We start from the raw sequence: 12,496 nt of genomic DNA on the forward strand, positions 1-12,496 counted from the left end.
TCGCGGCGGATCGTCGCTTCGGAGGCGCCGACCAGGGTGGCGAGGTCGTGCAGGGAGACCAGGCCGTGCTCGTTCACGTGCTCGACGATCGCGCGGCGGCGGGTGTACGGGTGCATCGCTGTCATTTCGGTCGTGGAGCAAGGAGGGCGGAGCCGCACGTCGTCGGGCCGCTCCGCACGACCGTAGTGGAGCGGTGGTTGCGCTCCCAACCTGACATCGACGGACACGATGCCGGACGCGCGCGCCGGGTGGGCACGGCGCGCGTTCTGCTCCGACGGCACGGTGTCGCGAAATCCGTGCGGCTCCTGCCCGGGCGGCATGGGACCCTGGGACCTCGCTCTGCCCGGAAGGAAGAACCGTGGGACACCTCGAGGTCGCGCACGTCGAGTACGTGCTGCCGGACGGCCGCGTCCTGCTCGACGACGTCTCGTTCCGCGTCGGTGAGGGCAGCGCGACCGCGCTCGTCGGACCCAACGGCGCGGGCAAGACCACCCTGCTGCGCCTGCTCGCGGAGGAGCTCACGCCGTCGTCGGGCACGGTCACGCGCAGCGGCGGGCTGGGCGTGATGCCGCAGTTCGTCGGGTCCGTCCGCGACGCGACGACGGTGCGGGACCTCCTCGTGTCCGTGGCCCCGCCGCGCATCCGGGACGCTGCGCGGGCCGTCGACGCGGCCGAGCTCGCGGTCATGGAGGTCGACGACGAGGCCGCCCAGATGTCGTACGCGCAGGCCCTCGCGGACTGGGCCGACGCCCGCGGCTACGAGGCCGAGACCCTCTGGGACGAGTGCACGACGATCGCGCTCGGCGTGCCTTTCGAGCGCGCCCAGTGGCGCGAGGTCCGGACCCTGTCGGGCGGAGAGCAGAAGCGGCTCGTCCTCGAGGCGCTGCTCCGCGGCCCCGACGAGGTCCTCCTGCTCGACGAACCGGACAACTACCTCGACGTGCCTGGCAAGCGCTGGCTCGAGGAGGCGCTCCGGAGCACCCGCAAGACCGTGCTCTTCATCAGCCACGACCGCGAGCTGCTGGTCCGGGCCGCGGACCGGATCGTCGCGCTCGAGCCGGGGCCCGACGGCGCGGAGGCGTGGGTGCACGGCGGGTCGTTCGCGACGTTCCACGCCGCGCGGCGCCAGCGGTTCGCGCGGTTCGAGGAGCTGCGTCGGCGCTGGGAGGAGAAGCACGCACAGCTCGTGCGGCTCGTCCGCGACCTGCGTCAGGCCGCCGCGAACAGCCCGGACATGGCGTCGCGCTACCGGGCCGCCCAGACCCGTCTGCGCAAGTTCGAGGACGTCGGTCCGCCGCCGGAGCCGCCCCGCGAGCAGGAGATCACGATGCGCCTGCGCGGCGGACGCACCGGCGTGCGAGCGATCACGTGCGAGAACCTCGAGCTGACCGGGCTCATGCAGCCGTTCGACCTCGAGGTGTTCTACGGCGAGCGGGTCGCGGTGCTCGGCTCCAACGGGTCCGGCAAGTCGCACTTCCTGCGGCTCCTCGGCGGCGACGACGTCGCGCACACCGGGTCGTGGCGGCTCGGCGCGCGCGTCGTGCCCGGGGTGTTCGCGCAGACCCACGCGCACCCGGAGCTCGTCGGGCGCACCCTGCTCGAGATCCTCTGGGAGGACCACGCGCACGACAAGGGCCGCGCGATGCCCGTGCTCGGCCGGTACGAGCTCATCGTCGCCGCCGACCGCCCGTTCGAGAAGCTCTCGGGCGGCCAGCAGGCGCGGTTCCAGATCCTGCTGCTCGAGCTCAGCGGCTGCACCGCGCTCCTGCTCGACGAGCCGACCGACAACCTCGACCTCGAGTCGGCCGACGCCCTCCAGGAAGGCCTCGAGGCCTTCGACGGGACCGTCGTCGCGGTCACGCACGACCGCTGGTTCGCGAAGTCGTTCGACCGGTTCCTCGTGTTCGGGTCGGACGGCGTCGTGCGCGAGGCCGACGAGCCCGTCTGGGACGAGCAGCGGGTCGTCCGCGCGCGCTGACGGCCGGGCTCCGTGCCCGCAGCTGCGGCGCGAGGCCACGGCCGTGGTGTCCCGGATGCGGCACGATGGGGTGATGCCCGCACCGCCTCGCCCCGGCCTCACGGTGAGCCCGGCCCTGACCGTCCCACGGGCCGAGCTCACCGAGCGGTTCTCCCGCTCGTCCGGCCCGGGCGGGCAGGGCGTGAACACGACGGACTCGCGGGTCGAGCTGTCCTGGGACGTCGCCCGGTCCACCGTCCTGACGCCCGCGCAGCGCGAGCGCCTCGAGGCGAGGCTCGGCTCTCGCCTCGTCGACGGCGTCCTGACCGTCGCCGCGTCCGAGCACCGCGAGCAGCTCCGCAACCGGGACGCGGCGGCCCGGCGCCTCGCTGCCGTCGTCGCCGACGCGCTCGCCGCCCCGCCGCGGAGTCGCCGTGCCACCCGCCCGACCCGAGGTTCGCAGGAGCGCAGGCTCACGGCCAAGAAGCAGCGCTCGGCGACCAAGAGCCTGCGGTCCGCGAGGTCTCGGCGCGACGACTGAGCCACCTCGGCCGCCGTCGCGTGGGCCCGTGCGTCGCCGGCGAGCGCTGCAGGTCTCGGGTTGGTGACGACTTCCCCGCAGGCGTTCCGCCGACGCGGGCGCAGGAGGCAGAGTCGGCTGCGTGACGATGCCGCGGCCGGTCGACCCGGCGTACGCGCGAGCCCGACGACGCCTCGTGTGGGTCCTCGTCGTCGGCCTGGTCCTGGCCGTGCCCGGCGGCCTCTACGCGCTCGGGAGCCTCTGCAACACGGGCGGGCTCTGCTTCGCGCCGACGGACCCGCTCGTCACTGCAGCGGGATTCTCGACCGCACCCGACGGGCACCTGCTCGTCGTGCTGCCGCCCACGACGGCGCAGCAGACGCGTGAGTTCGACGCCTACGCCTCGCGCGGGGACGACACGACCTCCCCGCCACCTGTCTGGCAGATCGAACGCACCGGTTCCGAGACAGGCCGGTGGGACGGGCAGATCGAGCTCGGCGTCGTCCCGCCGGGCTTCCGCGAGACCGTCCCGCTGACCGTGCGGCCGCAAGAGGTCGGCGCCGTCATGGCGACCAACGGCTGCTACGGAGGCGCCCAGGACGTCCCGCGCGTGGCGCCGCCGGCAGGCCGGGTGTCCTTGGACGACGCCACGATGACGCTCGACGAGTTCCGTGCCGACGACCTGGGCTACTCGCCGTGCCCGGGAGGGGCGCTGCTGTCGTCGTCCGGTGCGGTCGCCGCCGTCGCTGGGGCCGCGGGCGTCGCGCTGGTGGTCACCTGGGCCGTCCTGGTCGGTGTGGCGCGCCGCAGCCCGAGCTGGGCTCACGGGACCTGGACGTCCCCGTCGACGTAGTACCAGCGCCCGTCCTCGCGGACGAACCGTGACCGCTCGTGCAGCACCCCGAGCGCGCCGTCGTCGTCGAGGTACGTCGCCCGGAACTCGACGACACCGGTCGCGTCGGTCGGGCCGCCGTCGACCACGTCGACGATCTGCAGGCCGCGCCAGCGTGGGTTGTCGGACAGGTCCAGGTCCTCAGGACGCGTGGAGGGGTGCCAGGTCGCGAGGAGCCACGCGGCGTCGCCGGAGCGGAACGCCGCGAAGCGGGAGCGCATGAGGGCCTCGGCGGTGGCGGGCTGGGCGATCATGCCCCCAGCCTCGCAGGTCGCCGGCCGGAGGCGGCCGCGGCCCGGCCGGCGCAGCATGAGGGGAGCGGCCCGACCCTCGGAGGTGCACGCCACATGAAGGTGATCCGGATCATCGCGGACGTCCGCGTCCCCGACCTCGACGGCGCACGCGACTTCTACGACGACTACCTCGGCCTCGACGTCGAGGAGTTCGACCTGGGCTGGGTGACGCGGCGGACGTCGTCGCGCAGCGGCGCGACGATCCAGCTCCTCACGGGTGACGCGACCGCGCCCGAGGACCCGGTGGTCTCGGTGATGGTCGACGACGTCGACGCCGCGTTCCGCGAGGCCGAGCGACGGGGCTTCGAGATCGTCCACCCCGTCACCACCGAGACGTGGGGCGTGCGCCGCTTCTTCGTGCGCGCGCCCGACGGCAACGTGCTCAACGTCGTGCAGGAGCGGCCCGGCGGGTGACCGGCGTCGTCAGGCGGACGGGCCGGCCCAGGTGACGGTCGTCGGGCGGCCGAGGTCGAGGGGAAGCGCGGCGGCTTCGCGTTCGACGGCGTCCCGTGCGTCCCCGTCGAGGGGGGACCACGCCTCGACGACGACGCGGTGCTCGGCGCGCCGCCACGTCCCGACGACCTCGCCGCCGAGGAGCACGGCGCCCGGCCAGACGCGCGGCGTCCAGAGCAGGGCGCGCCGGTCGGCGTCCGGCACGAGAAGCTCGCGGTCGGCGCCCTGGAGCAGCGTGTACGTGTCGCCGCTCGGCAGGAGCCGCGCGCCCGGACCCTGCGGCGAAGCGGCGCCCGCGCGGAGGGCGTCCTCGTCCGAGGCCAGCGCCCACGCGTCGCCCGCGGGCGTGCCGACGGCGACCAGCTCCTCGGCGAGCTCGCCGAAGGTCGCGCGAGCCTCGGACGGCCGGACACCGGCCCACGAGGCGTAGCCCTCGGCGGTCCCGGGCCCGAGCACGTGGAGGTACCGGCGCAGGAGCTCGCGCCTCGCGTCGGCGGGGTCGACGTCGGGTGCGGGCGCCGCCCGGACGGTGGGCCGGTGCGCCCCGTCCCACCGGAGGAGGATCCGCCCGGTCGGCGCGGCGTAGCGGAGAGCGTTGGGGTGCACGCCGAGCGGCCGGGCGGCGTCCGCGTAGTCGAGCTCGTCCTCGCCGAGGGCGTCGACGAGGCGGTCCGCCATGTCGACAGCGCGCTCGAGGCCCGTCGCGTCCCGGGGCAGGCGCCCGAGCGTGAAGACGGCGACGTCGTCGCGTGCGACGGCGTGCACGGCGTAGCCCGGACCCCAGACCTGGACGAGCGGTGGCTCGGCCCAGGCGCGCGGCCCGACGCCGTCGAGGCGCGCGTGGAGCGAGAGCACCGCCGCCCGCGGCACGCTGTCCTTGAGCCCGGCGGCGGCCGCGCGGCGGACCGACGACGGCCCCGGGGCGAGCCGCCCGTCGAGCGCGGACACGGTCCGCCGGTAGCCGAGGACCTGGGTCCGCGTCACGGGAAGCCTCACGCCACGAGGATGCCCCGGTTCTCGCCGCCCGGCACGCGCGCGCGTCTCAGCCGACCGCGCGGCGGACGAGCTCGGCGATCCGCTTCTCGTCGTCCGCGGTCAGGGCTGTGAGAGCGAACTCCGAGGGCCACATGGTGCCGTCGTCGAGCTGGGCGACGTCGTTGAAGCCGAAGTTCGAGTAGCGCGTCTTGAACTTCGACGCGGGCTTGAAGAAGCAGAGGACCTTGCCGTCCTTCGCGTACGCGGGCATGCCGTAGTAGGTCCGCGGCACGAGCGTCGGCGCGACCTCGGCGACGATCTCGTGGATGCGCTCCGCGATCACGCGGTCCGCCTCCGGCATCGCGGCGATCTTCTCGCGCACGGCCGCCTCGCCCTCGGCGCGGTCGCTCGACGCCTTGAGCTCCTGCGCGCGGGCCTTCATCGCGTCGCGCTCGGCCGCGCTGAAGCCGCTCTTCGTGGTGGTCCTGGTGGCCATGGCCGGTCCTCTCGTCGTGCCGTCGTGGGAACGAGTCCCACGCTAGGCGGCGGGGACCGGCCCCGGCTTCTCGAATCCTGACCGGTCTCTCACGCGACGAGGAGCGTCTGCGGCGCGGTCGCCTTGACGGTCATGGTGAGCCACGCGAGCTGAGCCGCCGTGTCGGCGGCGTGCGCCTGGATCACCTCGACCAGCGCGGTGTCGCGTTTCGCCTTGGCGGCCTGGAGCACCGCCGTCCGGGTGGCGTCGACGAGGCTCGCGACGAGGTAGAGGTCGAGCAGGTCGCGCAGCAGCCCGGCCGGCCCGGTCCGCGCGGGGCCGAGCCCGACGACGTCGAACCGCTCGGGCGGGTCGCCCGCCGCGGGCAGGCGGTCGACCGCGGCGGCGAGATCCCGCGCGTGGCAGTCGCACCGGTCGGCGTGTCCGGCCGCCGCGAAGTGGACGTCGGCGTCGGCGGCGTGCCCCTCCGACACGGTCCGGTACCCGGTGGCGAGCACCGTCTCCGCGCGTCGCAGGAGGAGGAGGTAGTCGGTCAGGTGCACGGCGTGTCACTCCCTTCCGGTCCGGGCCGCGTCTCGCGGACGGACGGGTGCCGACGCGGTGCCGAGGGGTGCGGGCGCCGGCCCGGTGCCCGCGGCCACCCGCTCCACGGCGACGGCCGCGACCTTGTACTCCGGCTGCTTGGACACCGGGTCCCACGCGCCGAGCGTGAGGTCGTTGGCGGCGCGGTCGCCGTAGTGCCAGGGCGCGAACACGACGCCCTCGCGCAGCGCCGCCACGCGGGCCGGCGCCTCGACCGCGCCGCGCCGCGACGTCACGCGCACGACGTCCCCCTCGCCGACCCCGAGCCGCTGGGCGTCCGGCTCCGAGAGCTCGAACCACATCGACGGCGCCGCCGCGTCGAGGACCGCGCTGCGTGACGTCTTGGTGCGCGTGTGGAAGTGGTAGACGGTGCGCCCGGTCGTGAGCCGGAACGGGTACGCCTCGTCGGGCTCCTCGAAGGGGGCGTCGAACGGCACGGCCTTGAGGACGGCCCGCCCGTGCGGGGCGAGCGCCCGGTACGCGGTCTCGTCGAGCGGTGCCCCGGTCGCGAGGTCGTGCCCGTAGGTCTCGCAGACCTCCCGGTCCGTCGGGAAGACCCCGGACGCGTAGAGCCGCTCGGTGCCGTCCGGGGCGTCGTCCGTGCACGGCCACTGGGTGCCGCCCGCGGCGCGCAGTCTCGCGTAGTCGAGGCCCGAGTAGTCGCACGGGCGCCCGGACGACGCCTCCTTCCACGCGTCGAACGCGTCCTGCGGGGTCTCGAAGGGCGGGAGGGGAGCGCCGTCGCGGTCGTGCAGGCCGAGCCGGCGCGCGTAGTCCACGAAGATCTCCAGGTCGCTGCGCGCGCCGCCCGGCGGGTCGACCGCCTTGTCCTGCAGGTGCACGGTCCGGTCCACGTTCGTGTAGGTGCCGGTCTTCTCGGCCCACAGCGCGGTCGGCAGGACCACGTCCGCGAGCTCGGCGGTCTCGGTGAGGTAGGCGTCGGACACGACGACGAAGCACTGGTCCCCGGACAGGATCTTCCGGACGCGCGCCAGGTCCGGCATGGAGACCACCGGGTTCGTCGCCGAGATCCAGAGGAAACCGATCGAGCCCTGCTCCGCGTACCGGAAGATCTGCATGCCGTGGGTCGGCTCCGACCAGTCGGGGATCGTCCCGGGGTCGACGTTCCAGAGGGTCGTGAGCTCGTCGACGTGCTCCGGGTTGGCCCAGTTCCGGAATCCGGGGAGCGCCGGCCCGCACCCGGCCTCACGGTTGTTCTGCGCCGTCGGCTGGCCGTTCATCTGGAGGATCCCCGCGCCCGGCCGGCCCAGCATGCCGCGCAGCAGGTGAAGGTTGTTGACGGCGCACGCCGCGGCGGTCGCCTGGTGCGACTGGTACACCCCCATCGAGCAGGTCGAGACCACGCGCTCGCTCGTCCCGAAGATCTCCGCGGCCCGGCGCACGTCGTCGGGGTCGACGCCGCACACCTCGCCGGCCCACTCCGGGGTCGCGTCCGCGGTGGCCTCGACGACGTCGTCGAACCCGACCGTGTGGGCGTCGACGTACGCGCGGTCGACGTAGCCCCGCTCGATCACCTCGCGCACCAGCGCGTTCATCAGGGCGAGGTTCGTGCCGTTCGCGATCGCGAGGTGGACCGTGGCGCGCTCGGCGACCTTGGTGCGCCGCGGGTCGACGCACACGAGCCGCGGCGGGTTCGGCCCGTCGAGCCGGTCGAGCATGCGCGACCACAGGACCGTCTGCGTCTCGGCGACGTTGTGGCCGTACAGGAAGAGCGCGTCGCAGTCGTCGACGTCGGTGTACGAACCGGGCTGCCCATCGCTCCCGAACGTCTCCGACAGGGCGGCGGCGGCCGTCGCCGTGCACCAGCGCGTGTTGCCGTCGAGGTGCGGGGTGCCGATGCCGCCCTTCGCGATCATGGCGAGCGCGTAGTACTCCTCGAGCATGAGCTGGCCGGAGGTGAAGAACCCGAGCCCGAGCGGGCCGCGGGACTCGAGCAGGTCCTGCGAGCGCTCGACGAGGAGCGCCATCGCGGTCTCCCAGTCCGTCTCGACGAGGCGCCCGTCCCGGCGGACGAGCGGCGTCGTGAGCCGGTCCCGCTGCTGACCGAGCCAGCCGTACAGGCCCTTGGGCCCGAGCCGGCCGTGGTTGACGCGGTCGTCGGCGAGCCCGCGGACCCCGACCATCCTCCCGCCCGACACCGCCACCTCGAGCCCGCAGCCGTTGGAGCACAGGAGGCACGCTCCCCGGACCCAGCGGTCGACGTCGTCCTCCTCGACGCCGTCGACCAGGTGCTGGTCCACGCGCGCGGGCCACGGGGTGCCGGGGCCGTGCGGCGCACGCGCTCCCCAGATGTCGTCGATCCTGTCGGTGCCCATCGCGCGACCCTCCTCGGGTGGATCTCTCCATCGTGCGTCGGCGGTGCCGGCTACGCGGGTCGGCGGTCCCCGGGCCTCATGCGAGCCGGGCGGCCTTGGTCTCCAGGACGGCGCGCTCCGCGCCGTTCCCGCACCGCTCGGCCGCCTCGAGGTAGGCGCCGCGCGCCTCGGCCCGACGTCCGAGCCGCGCGAGCAGCTCGCCGCGCACCGCGGGCAGCAGGTGGGACCGCGCGAGGGCTCCCGTCGCCGTGAGGTCGTCGACGATCGTCAGCCCCGCGCCCGGCCCGGACGCCATCGCGACCGCGACCGCCCGGTTCAGCTCCACGACGGGCGATGGTGCCACCCGGCCGAGCGCCTCGTACAGCAGGACGACCCGGTCCCAGTCGGTCTCTGCGACCGACGGTGCGACGGCGTGGCAGTCGGCGATCGACGCCTGCAGGCCGTAGGGGCCGAGACCGCGGCCGGCCCTGGTGGCGGTCGCGAGCGCGGCGCGCCCGCGGCGGATCGCGTCGCGGTCCCACCGCCGGCGGTCCTGGTCCTCGAGGAGCACGGGGCGACCGCCGTCGTCGAGGCGCGCGGGAAAGCGGGCGGCGGTGAGCTCCAGGAGGGCGAGGAGACCGAGCGGCTCCGGCTCGGGGACGAGGCGCGCGAGCGACCTGGCGAGGCGCACGGCCTCCGCCGCGAGGTCGGTGCGGATCCAGGCCTCGCCCCCCGTCGCCGACGAGCCCTCCGTGAAGATCACGTACACCACGCTGAGCACGGACCCGAGCCGCGCCGCGCGCTCGTCGGGTCCGGGCACCGCGAACGGGACGTGCGCGGCCGCGAGCGTCTTCTTGGCCCGCGTGATGCGGGCCTGCACGGTCGGGACGGGGACGAGGAACGCGGCCGCGATCTCCTCGCTCGTCAGCCCGCCGACGACGCGCAGCGTCAGGGCGACGCGTGCCTCGGGCGCGAGCACCGGGTGGCAGGCGGTGAACATGAGGGCGAGGACGTCGTCGTCGACCGCGTCGGGGTCGAACAGCGCGTCCGGCCCGGGCACGGCGTCGTCGAGCTCGCGCGCGAGCGCCGCGTACCGGGCGTCGCGGGCCGACCGGCGCCGGAAGGCGTCGATCGCGCGCCGCCGGCCGACGGTGAGCAGCCAGCCCGCGGGCTCGGCCGGGACGCCCGTGGCGCGCCAGGTCGTCAGGGCCTCGGCGACCGCCTCCTGGGCGACGTCCTCGGCGAGCGCGAGGTCGCCCGTGAACCGGGCGAGCGCGCCGACGACGCGGGCGGACTGGGTCCGCCACACCGCCTCGACGGCTCGCCCGGCCGCGTCGTCGCCCGTCCCCGGCGGGTCGGTCGGCGTCACAGCTGGCCGGTCGACTCGCGCCAGGCGCGCTCCTTGCGGATCCACTCGTTGTCCTGCGGGAACTCGTCGATCTGCGTGACCCGGCGGACCTCGATCTTCGAGCCGTCGGTGTAGGGCATGCGCCGGACCCACGCCACGGCGTCGTCCCGGGTGGGGACGTCGAGGATGTAGTACCCCCCGAAGAGCTCCTTGGTCTCGCCGTAGGGCCCGTCGGTCACGACGGGCTCCTCGCCGGAGAAGTCGACGACGACGCCGTTCGCCGGGTCGTCGAGCCCCTCGGCGGCGAGCAGCACGCCCGCGCGCACGAGCTCGTCGTTGAAGCGGCCCATCCCCTCGAGGATCTCGTCGAAGCCGATGCTCTGGAACTTCGCCAGCGCCTCGTCGGTCGACCGCATGATCAGCATGTACTTGGCCATGGTGGTGCACTCTCCCTGGGTCCGGAGGGCTGACGTCCAACCCTCTCATCCTCAGGTCGAACGGGCCCGGCCCGGATCGACACGCGGGGCGTGCCGATCCGGGCCGGGCGCGGGCGGCCGCCTCAGGCGGCCGGGGGTCAGCCGCGGACGAACGAGAGCAGCGCCTCGTTGACCTCGGCCGCGTGCGTGGCGAGCAGCCCGTGCGGCGCACCCTCGACCTCGACGTACTCCGCGTCCGGCAGGGCAGCGTGGAAGCGACGGCCGGTCGCGTCGATCGGGAGGATCCGGTCGGCGGTGCCGTGGAGGATCAGCGTCGGCTTCCCGGAGGCACGGACGGCCTCGACGTCGGCGCGGAAGTCCTCGAGCCAGCTCGGCACGACCGCGTACGCGGCGACGGGCGCGGACCCGATCGCCGTCGTCCAGCTCGCGCGGACGGTCTCCTCGCTGATGCGGGAGCCGAGGTTCTCGTCGAGGTTGTAGAAGTCCGCGTAGAACTGCGTGTACCAGGCGTATCGGTCGCCGCGGGCGGCCTGCTCGATGCCGTCGAAGACGGACTGCGGAACGCCCTCGGGGTTGTCGTCCGTCTGGAGCAGGAACGGCTCGAGGGACGCGAGGAACGCGAGCTTCGCGACGCGCTCGTGGCCGTGGTTCTTGACGTACCGGGCGAGCTCGCCGGTGCCCATCGAGAAGCCGACGAGGATCACGTCGCGCAGGTCGAGGGTCTCGAGGAGCGTGTCGAGGTCGGCGGCGAAGGTGTCGTAGTCGTAGCCGGTGCCGACCTTGCTCGACTGCCCGAAGCCGCGGCGGTCGTAGGTGAGCACGCGGTAGCCGGCGGCGAGGAACTCGCGGGCCTGCAGCTCCCAGCTGTTCCCGTCGAGCGGGTAGCCGTGGATGAGGACGACCGGCTGACCGGTCCCGTGGTCCTCGTAGTAGAGCTCGATGTCGGTGGTGTTCTCGCGTCCGACGGTGATGCGTCCCATGGTCCAGCCCTTCTCGACGACGGGGAGAACGGTCGTTCTCCCGCAGTGAGCACTACAGTAGAGAACGTTGGTTCTCGGCGCAAGGGCTGGAAGGTGAACAGGTGATGGACGACGCGACGGCGCGGGACCAGGTCGTGACCGCAGCCGACAGGCTCTTCTACGCGCACGGCGTGCACGCCGTCGGGATGGACGCGGTGCGCACGGAGGCAAAGGTCTCGCTCAAGCGGATCTACGGGCTGTTCCCGTCCAAGGACGACCTCGTCGTCGCCGTCCTCCACCACCGCACCGCCCAGTGGACGGAGGGTCTCGCCACAGCCGCCGCCCGGGCCACGGCGCCGCGCGACCGCCTGCTCGCCGTCTTCGACTTTCTCGACGCCTGGTTCCGGGAGGACGGCTTCCGCGGGTGCGCGTTCATCAACTCGTTCGGCGAGCTGGGGGCGACGTCGCCCGCGGTCGCCGAGGCGGTGCGGAGCCAGAAGGAGACTTTCCAGGCGTACGTCCTCGACCTCGTGCGCGAGGAGGGGCTGCCCGACGTCCTCGCGGCGCAGCTCGCGATCCTCGCCGAAGGGGCGCAGACGACCGCCGCGATCTCCGGAGACCCGGCCGCGGCCGGGCAGGCGCGCGACGCCGCGGTGGTGCTCGTCGACGCAGCGCTCGGCCGCTCCGCCTGATCGCCGGTTCGGCGCGGGAACAGCCGGCGTCCGTCCCTGGTTATGTCATCAACAGCGTTGCACGCAGTTGCTGGAAGATGGCAGGAGGATCGATGACGCGAGCAGGACGGGTCGAGTTCGAGAACGATCTGGGCGAGACGGTGGTCTACGTCCGGCACCCCAACGGCGAGGGACTGGTCTCGCCACGGGCGTTCGTCGAACCCTCGGCGCGCATCGCCCGCACGGCCTACGTCGAGGAGGGCGCCCGGGTCGGTGCCCGGACGACGGTGGGCGCGGGGAGCTGGATCGACCAGGGCGTGGCGGTCGGTGCGGACGTCGTCATCGGCACCAACGTCCACGTCGGGCGCGGTTCGACGATCCGCGACGAGGCGCACGTCGGCGCGGGCTCGCGACTCGGCCGCGGGGTGCGCATCGGCCGGTCGGCCCGCGTCGCTCCCGACAGCATCGTCGCGGACGACACCGTCGTCCGCGGGCGCCGGGCCCACCGCGGCGACGACTTCGACGTCGCCGCCTGACCCCCCGAACCCCGGCCCACCGCTGAGTGCGCACTTTTTGCGCGACACGCCCGGCGTGTCGC

General features: G+C 74.2%; 15 protein-coding genes. 6 read left to right on the forward strand and 9 right to left on the reverse strand.

Annotated features, from left to right (window positions below; genetic code table 11):
- On the reverse strand, positions 1-320 hold a 320-nt coding region (locus ACFT5B_RS19160), incomplete at its 3' end, for a DeoR family transcriptional regulator (RefSeq protein ID WP_386800781.1).
- Between the two features lie 38 nt (positions 321-358).
- On the opposite strand from ACFT5B_RS19160, the gene ACFT5B_RS19165 reads away from it, so the two are divergent.
- From ACFT5B_RS19165 to ACFT5B_RS19175, 3 genes are all read left to right on the forward strand, one after another.
- Positions 359-1,978 carry an ABC-F family ATP-binding cassette domain-containing protein gene (locus tag ACFT5B_RS19165; RefSeq protein ID WP_386800782.1) on the forward strand — a complete coding sequence of 540 codons (1,620 nt, stop codon included), beginning with the start codon at positions 359-361 and terminating at the stop codon, positions 1,976-1,978.
- Positions 1,979-2,051: 73 nt separating this feature from the next.
- Positions 2,052-2,498: an alternative ribosome rescue aminoacyl-tRNA hydrolase ArfB gene (gene arfB / locus ACFT5B_RS19170; protein WP_386800783.1), complete on the forward strand. Its 447-nt coding sequence runs from the start codon at positions 2,052-2,054 to the stop codon at positions 2,496-2,498.
- A gap of 121 nt (positions 2,499-2,619) precedes the next feature.
- Positions 2,620-3,330, forward strand: a complete 711-nt coding sequence (locus tag ACFT5B_RS19175; protein ID WP_386800784.1) for a hypothetical protein — start codon at positions 2,620-2,622, stop codon at positions 3,328-3,330.
- On the opposite strand, the gene ACFT5B_RS19180 is transcribed toward ACFT5B_RS19175, so the two are convergent.
- Positions 3,300-3,623 (reverse strand): YchJ family protein, encoded by a 324-nt coding sequence (locus ACFT5B_RS19180; protein ID WP_386800785.1) that lies wholly within the window; start codon positions 3,621-3,623, stop codon positions 3,300-3,302. The two genes, ACFT5B_RS19175 and ACFT5B_RS19180, sit on opposite strands and share 31 nt — an antisense overlap.
- Before the next feature lie 93 nt (positions 3,624-3,716).
- Here ACFT5B_RS19180 and ACFT5B_RS19185 point away from each other — a divergent pair, with 93 nt between their 5' ends.
- Positions 3,717-4,076, forward strand: coding sequence for a glyoxalase superfamily protein (locus tag ACFT5B_RS19185; RefSeq protein ID WP_386800786.1), 360 nt, complete (start codon positions 3,717-3,719; stop codon positions 4,074-4,076).
- A 9-nt stretch (positions 4,077-4,085) separates the two neighbouring features.
- Here ACFT5B_RS19185 and ACFT5B_RS19190 read toward each other — a convergent pair whose 3' ends face one another.
- The 7 genes from ACFT5B_RS19190 to ACFT5B_RS19220 all read right to left on the reverse strand — a co-directional run bounded on the left by ACFT5B_RS19190 (position 4,086) and on the right by ACFT5B_RS19220 (position 11,248).
- Entirely contained in the window at positions 4,086-5,111 is a 1,026-nt protein-coding gene (locus ACFT5B_RS19190; protein ID WP_386800787.1) for a DNA glycosylase AlkZ-like family protein, read from the reverse strand.
- 46 nt (positions 5,112-5,157) lie between these two features.
- Positions 5,158-5,586 carry an iron chaperone gene (locus tag ACFT5B_RS19195; protein ID WP_386800788.1) on the reverse strand — a complete coding sequence of 143 codons (429 nt, stop codon included), beginning with the start codon at positions 5,584-5,586 and terminating at the stop codon, positions 5,158-5,160.
- 89 nt (positions 5,587-5,675) lie between these two features.
- A complete protein-coding gene (locus ACFT5B_RS19200; protein WP_386800789.1) occupies positions 5,676-6,128 on the reverse strand; it encodes a hypothetical protein in 453 nt (150 codons plus the stop codon).
- Between the two features lie 6 nt (positions 6,129-6,134).
- Positions 6,135-8,504, reverse strand: coding sequence for a molybdopterin oxidoreductase family protein (locus tag ACFT5B_RS19205; RefSeq protein ID WP_386800790.1), 2,370 nt, complete (start codon positions 8,502-8,504; stop codon positions 6,135-6,137).
- Between the two features lie 76 nt (positions 8,505-8,580).
- Positions 8,581-9,852 (reverse strand): RNA polymerase sigma factor, encoded by a 1,272-nt coding sequence (locus ACFT5B_RS19210; RefSeq protein WP_386800791.1) that lies wholly within the window; start codon positions 9,850-9,852, stop codon positions 8,581-8,583.
- Positions 9,849-10,268, reverse strand: a complete 420-nt coding sequence (locus tag ACFT5B_RS19215) for a YciI family protein (protein ID WP_386800792.1) — start codon at positions 10,266-10,268, stop codon at positions 9,849-9,851. Before ACFT5B_RS19215 ends, ACFT5B_RS19210 begins: the two co-directional genes overlap by 4 nt.
- 137 nt (positions 10,269-10,405) lie before the next feature.
- Positions 10,406-11,248 carry an alpha/beta fold hydrolase gene (locus tag ACFT5B_RS19220; protein ID WP_386800793.1) on the reverse strand — a complete coding sequence of 281 codons (843 nt, stop codon included), beginning with the start codon at positions 11,246-11,248 and terminating at the stop codon, positions 10,406-10,408.
- A gap of 104 nt (positions 11,249-11,352) precedes the next feature.
- On the opposite strand from ACFT5B_RS19220, the gene ACFT5B_RS19225 reads away from it, so the two are divergent.
- Both ACFT5B_RS19225 and ACFT5B_RS19230 read left to right on the forward strand, forming a co-directional pair.
- Positions 11,353-11,919, forward strand: a complete 567-nt coding sequence (locus ACFT5B_RS19225; RefSeq protein WP_386800794.1) for a TetR/AcrR family transcriptional regulator — start codon at positions 11,353-11,355, stop codon at positions 11,917-11,919.
- A 92-nt stretch (positions 11,920-12,011) separates the two neighbouring features.
- Positions 12,012-12,434 carry a DapH/DapD/GlmU-related protein gene (locus ACFT5B_RS19230; RefSeq protein WP_386800795.1) on the forward strand — a complete coding sequence of 141 codons (423 nt, stop codon included), beginning with the start codon at positions 12,012-12,014 and terminating at the stop codon, positions 12,432-12,434.
- The last annotated feature ends 62 nt before the right edge of the window (positions 12,435-12,496 follow it).

Source organism: Luteimicrobium sp. NPDC057192 (assembly GCF_042670205.1).
Lineage (GTDB): Bacteria > Actinomycetota > Actinomycetes > Actinomycetales > Cellulomonadaceae > Luteimicrobium.

Bases quoted from the DNA above. Each gene is read 5' to 3' on its own strand.
- arfB (WP_386800783.1), top strand. From the start codon at position 2,052: ATGCCCGCACCGCCTCGCCCCGGCCTCACGGTGAGCCCGGCCCTGACC.
- ACFT5B_RS19180 (WP_386800785.1), bottom strand. From the start codon at position 3,623: ATGATCGCCCAGCCCGCCACCGCCGAGGCCCTCATGCGCTCCCGCTTC.
- ACFT5B_RS19185 (WP_386800786.1), top strand. From the start codon at position 3,717: ATGAAGGTGATCCGGATCATCGCGGACGTCCGCGTCCCCGACCTCGAC.
- ACFT5B_RS19195 (WP_386800788.1), bottom strand. From the start codon at position 5,586: ATGGCCACCAGGACCACCACGAAGAGCGGCTTCAGCGCGGCCGAGCGC.
- ACFT5B_RS19205 (WP_386800790.1), bottom strand. From the start codon at position 8,504: ATGGGCACCGACAGGATCGACGACATCTGGGGAGCGCGTGCGCCGCAC.
- ACFT5B_RS19215 (WP_386800792.1), bottom strand. From the start codon at position 10,268: ATGGCCAAGTACATGCTGATCATGCGGTCGACCGACGAGGCGCTGGCG.
- ACFT5B_RS19220 (WP_386800793.1), bottom strand. From the start codon at position 11,248: ATGGGACGCATCACCGTCGGACGCGAGAACACCACCGACATCGAGCTC.
- ACFT5B_RS19225 (WP_386800794.1), top strand. From the start codon at position 11,353: ATGGACGACGCGACGGCGCGGGACCAGGTCGTGACCGCAGCCGACAGG.
- ACFT5B_RS19230 (WP_386800795.1), top strand. From the start codon at position 12,012: ATGACGCGAGCAGGACGGGTCGAGTTCGAGAACGATCTGGGCGAGACG.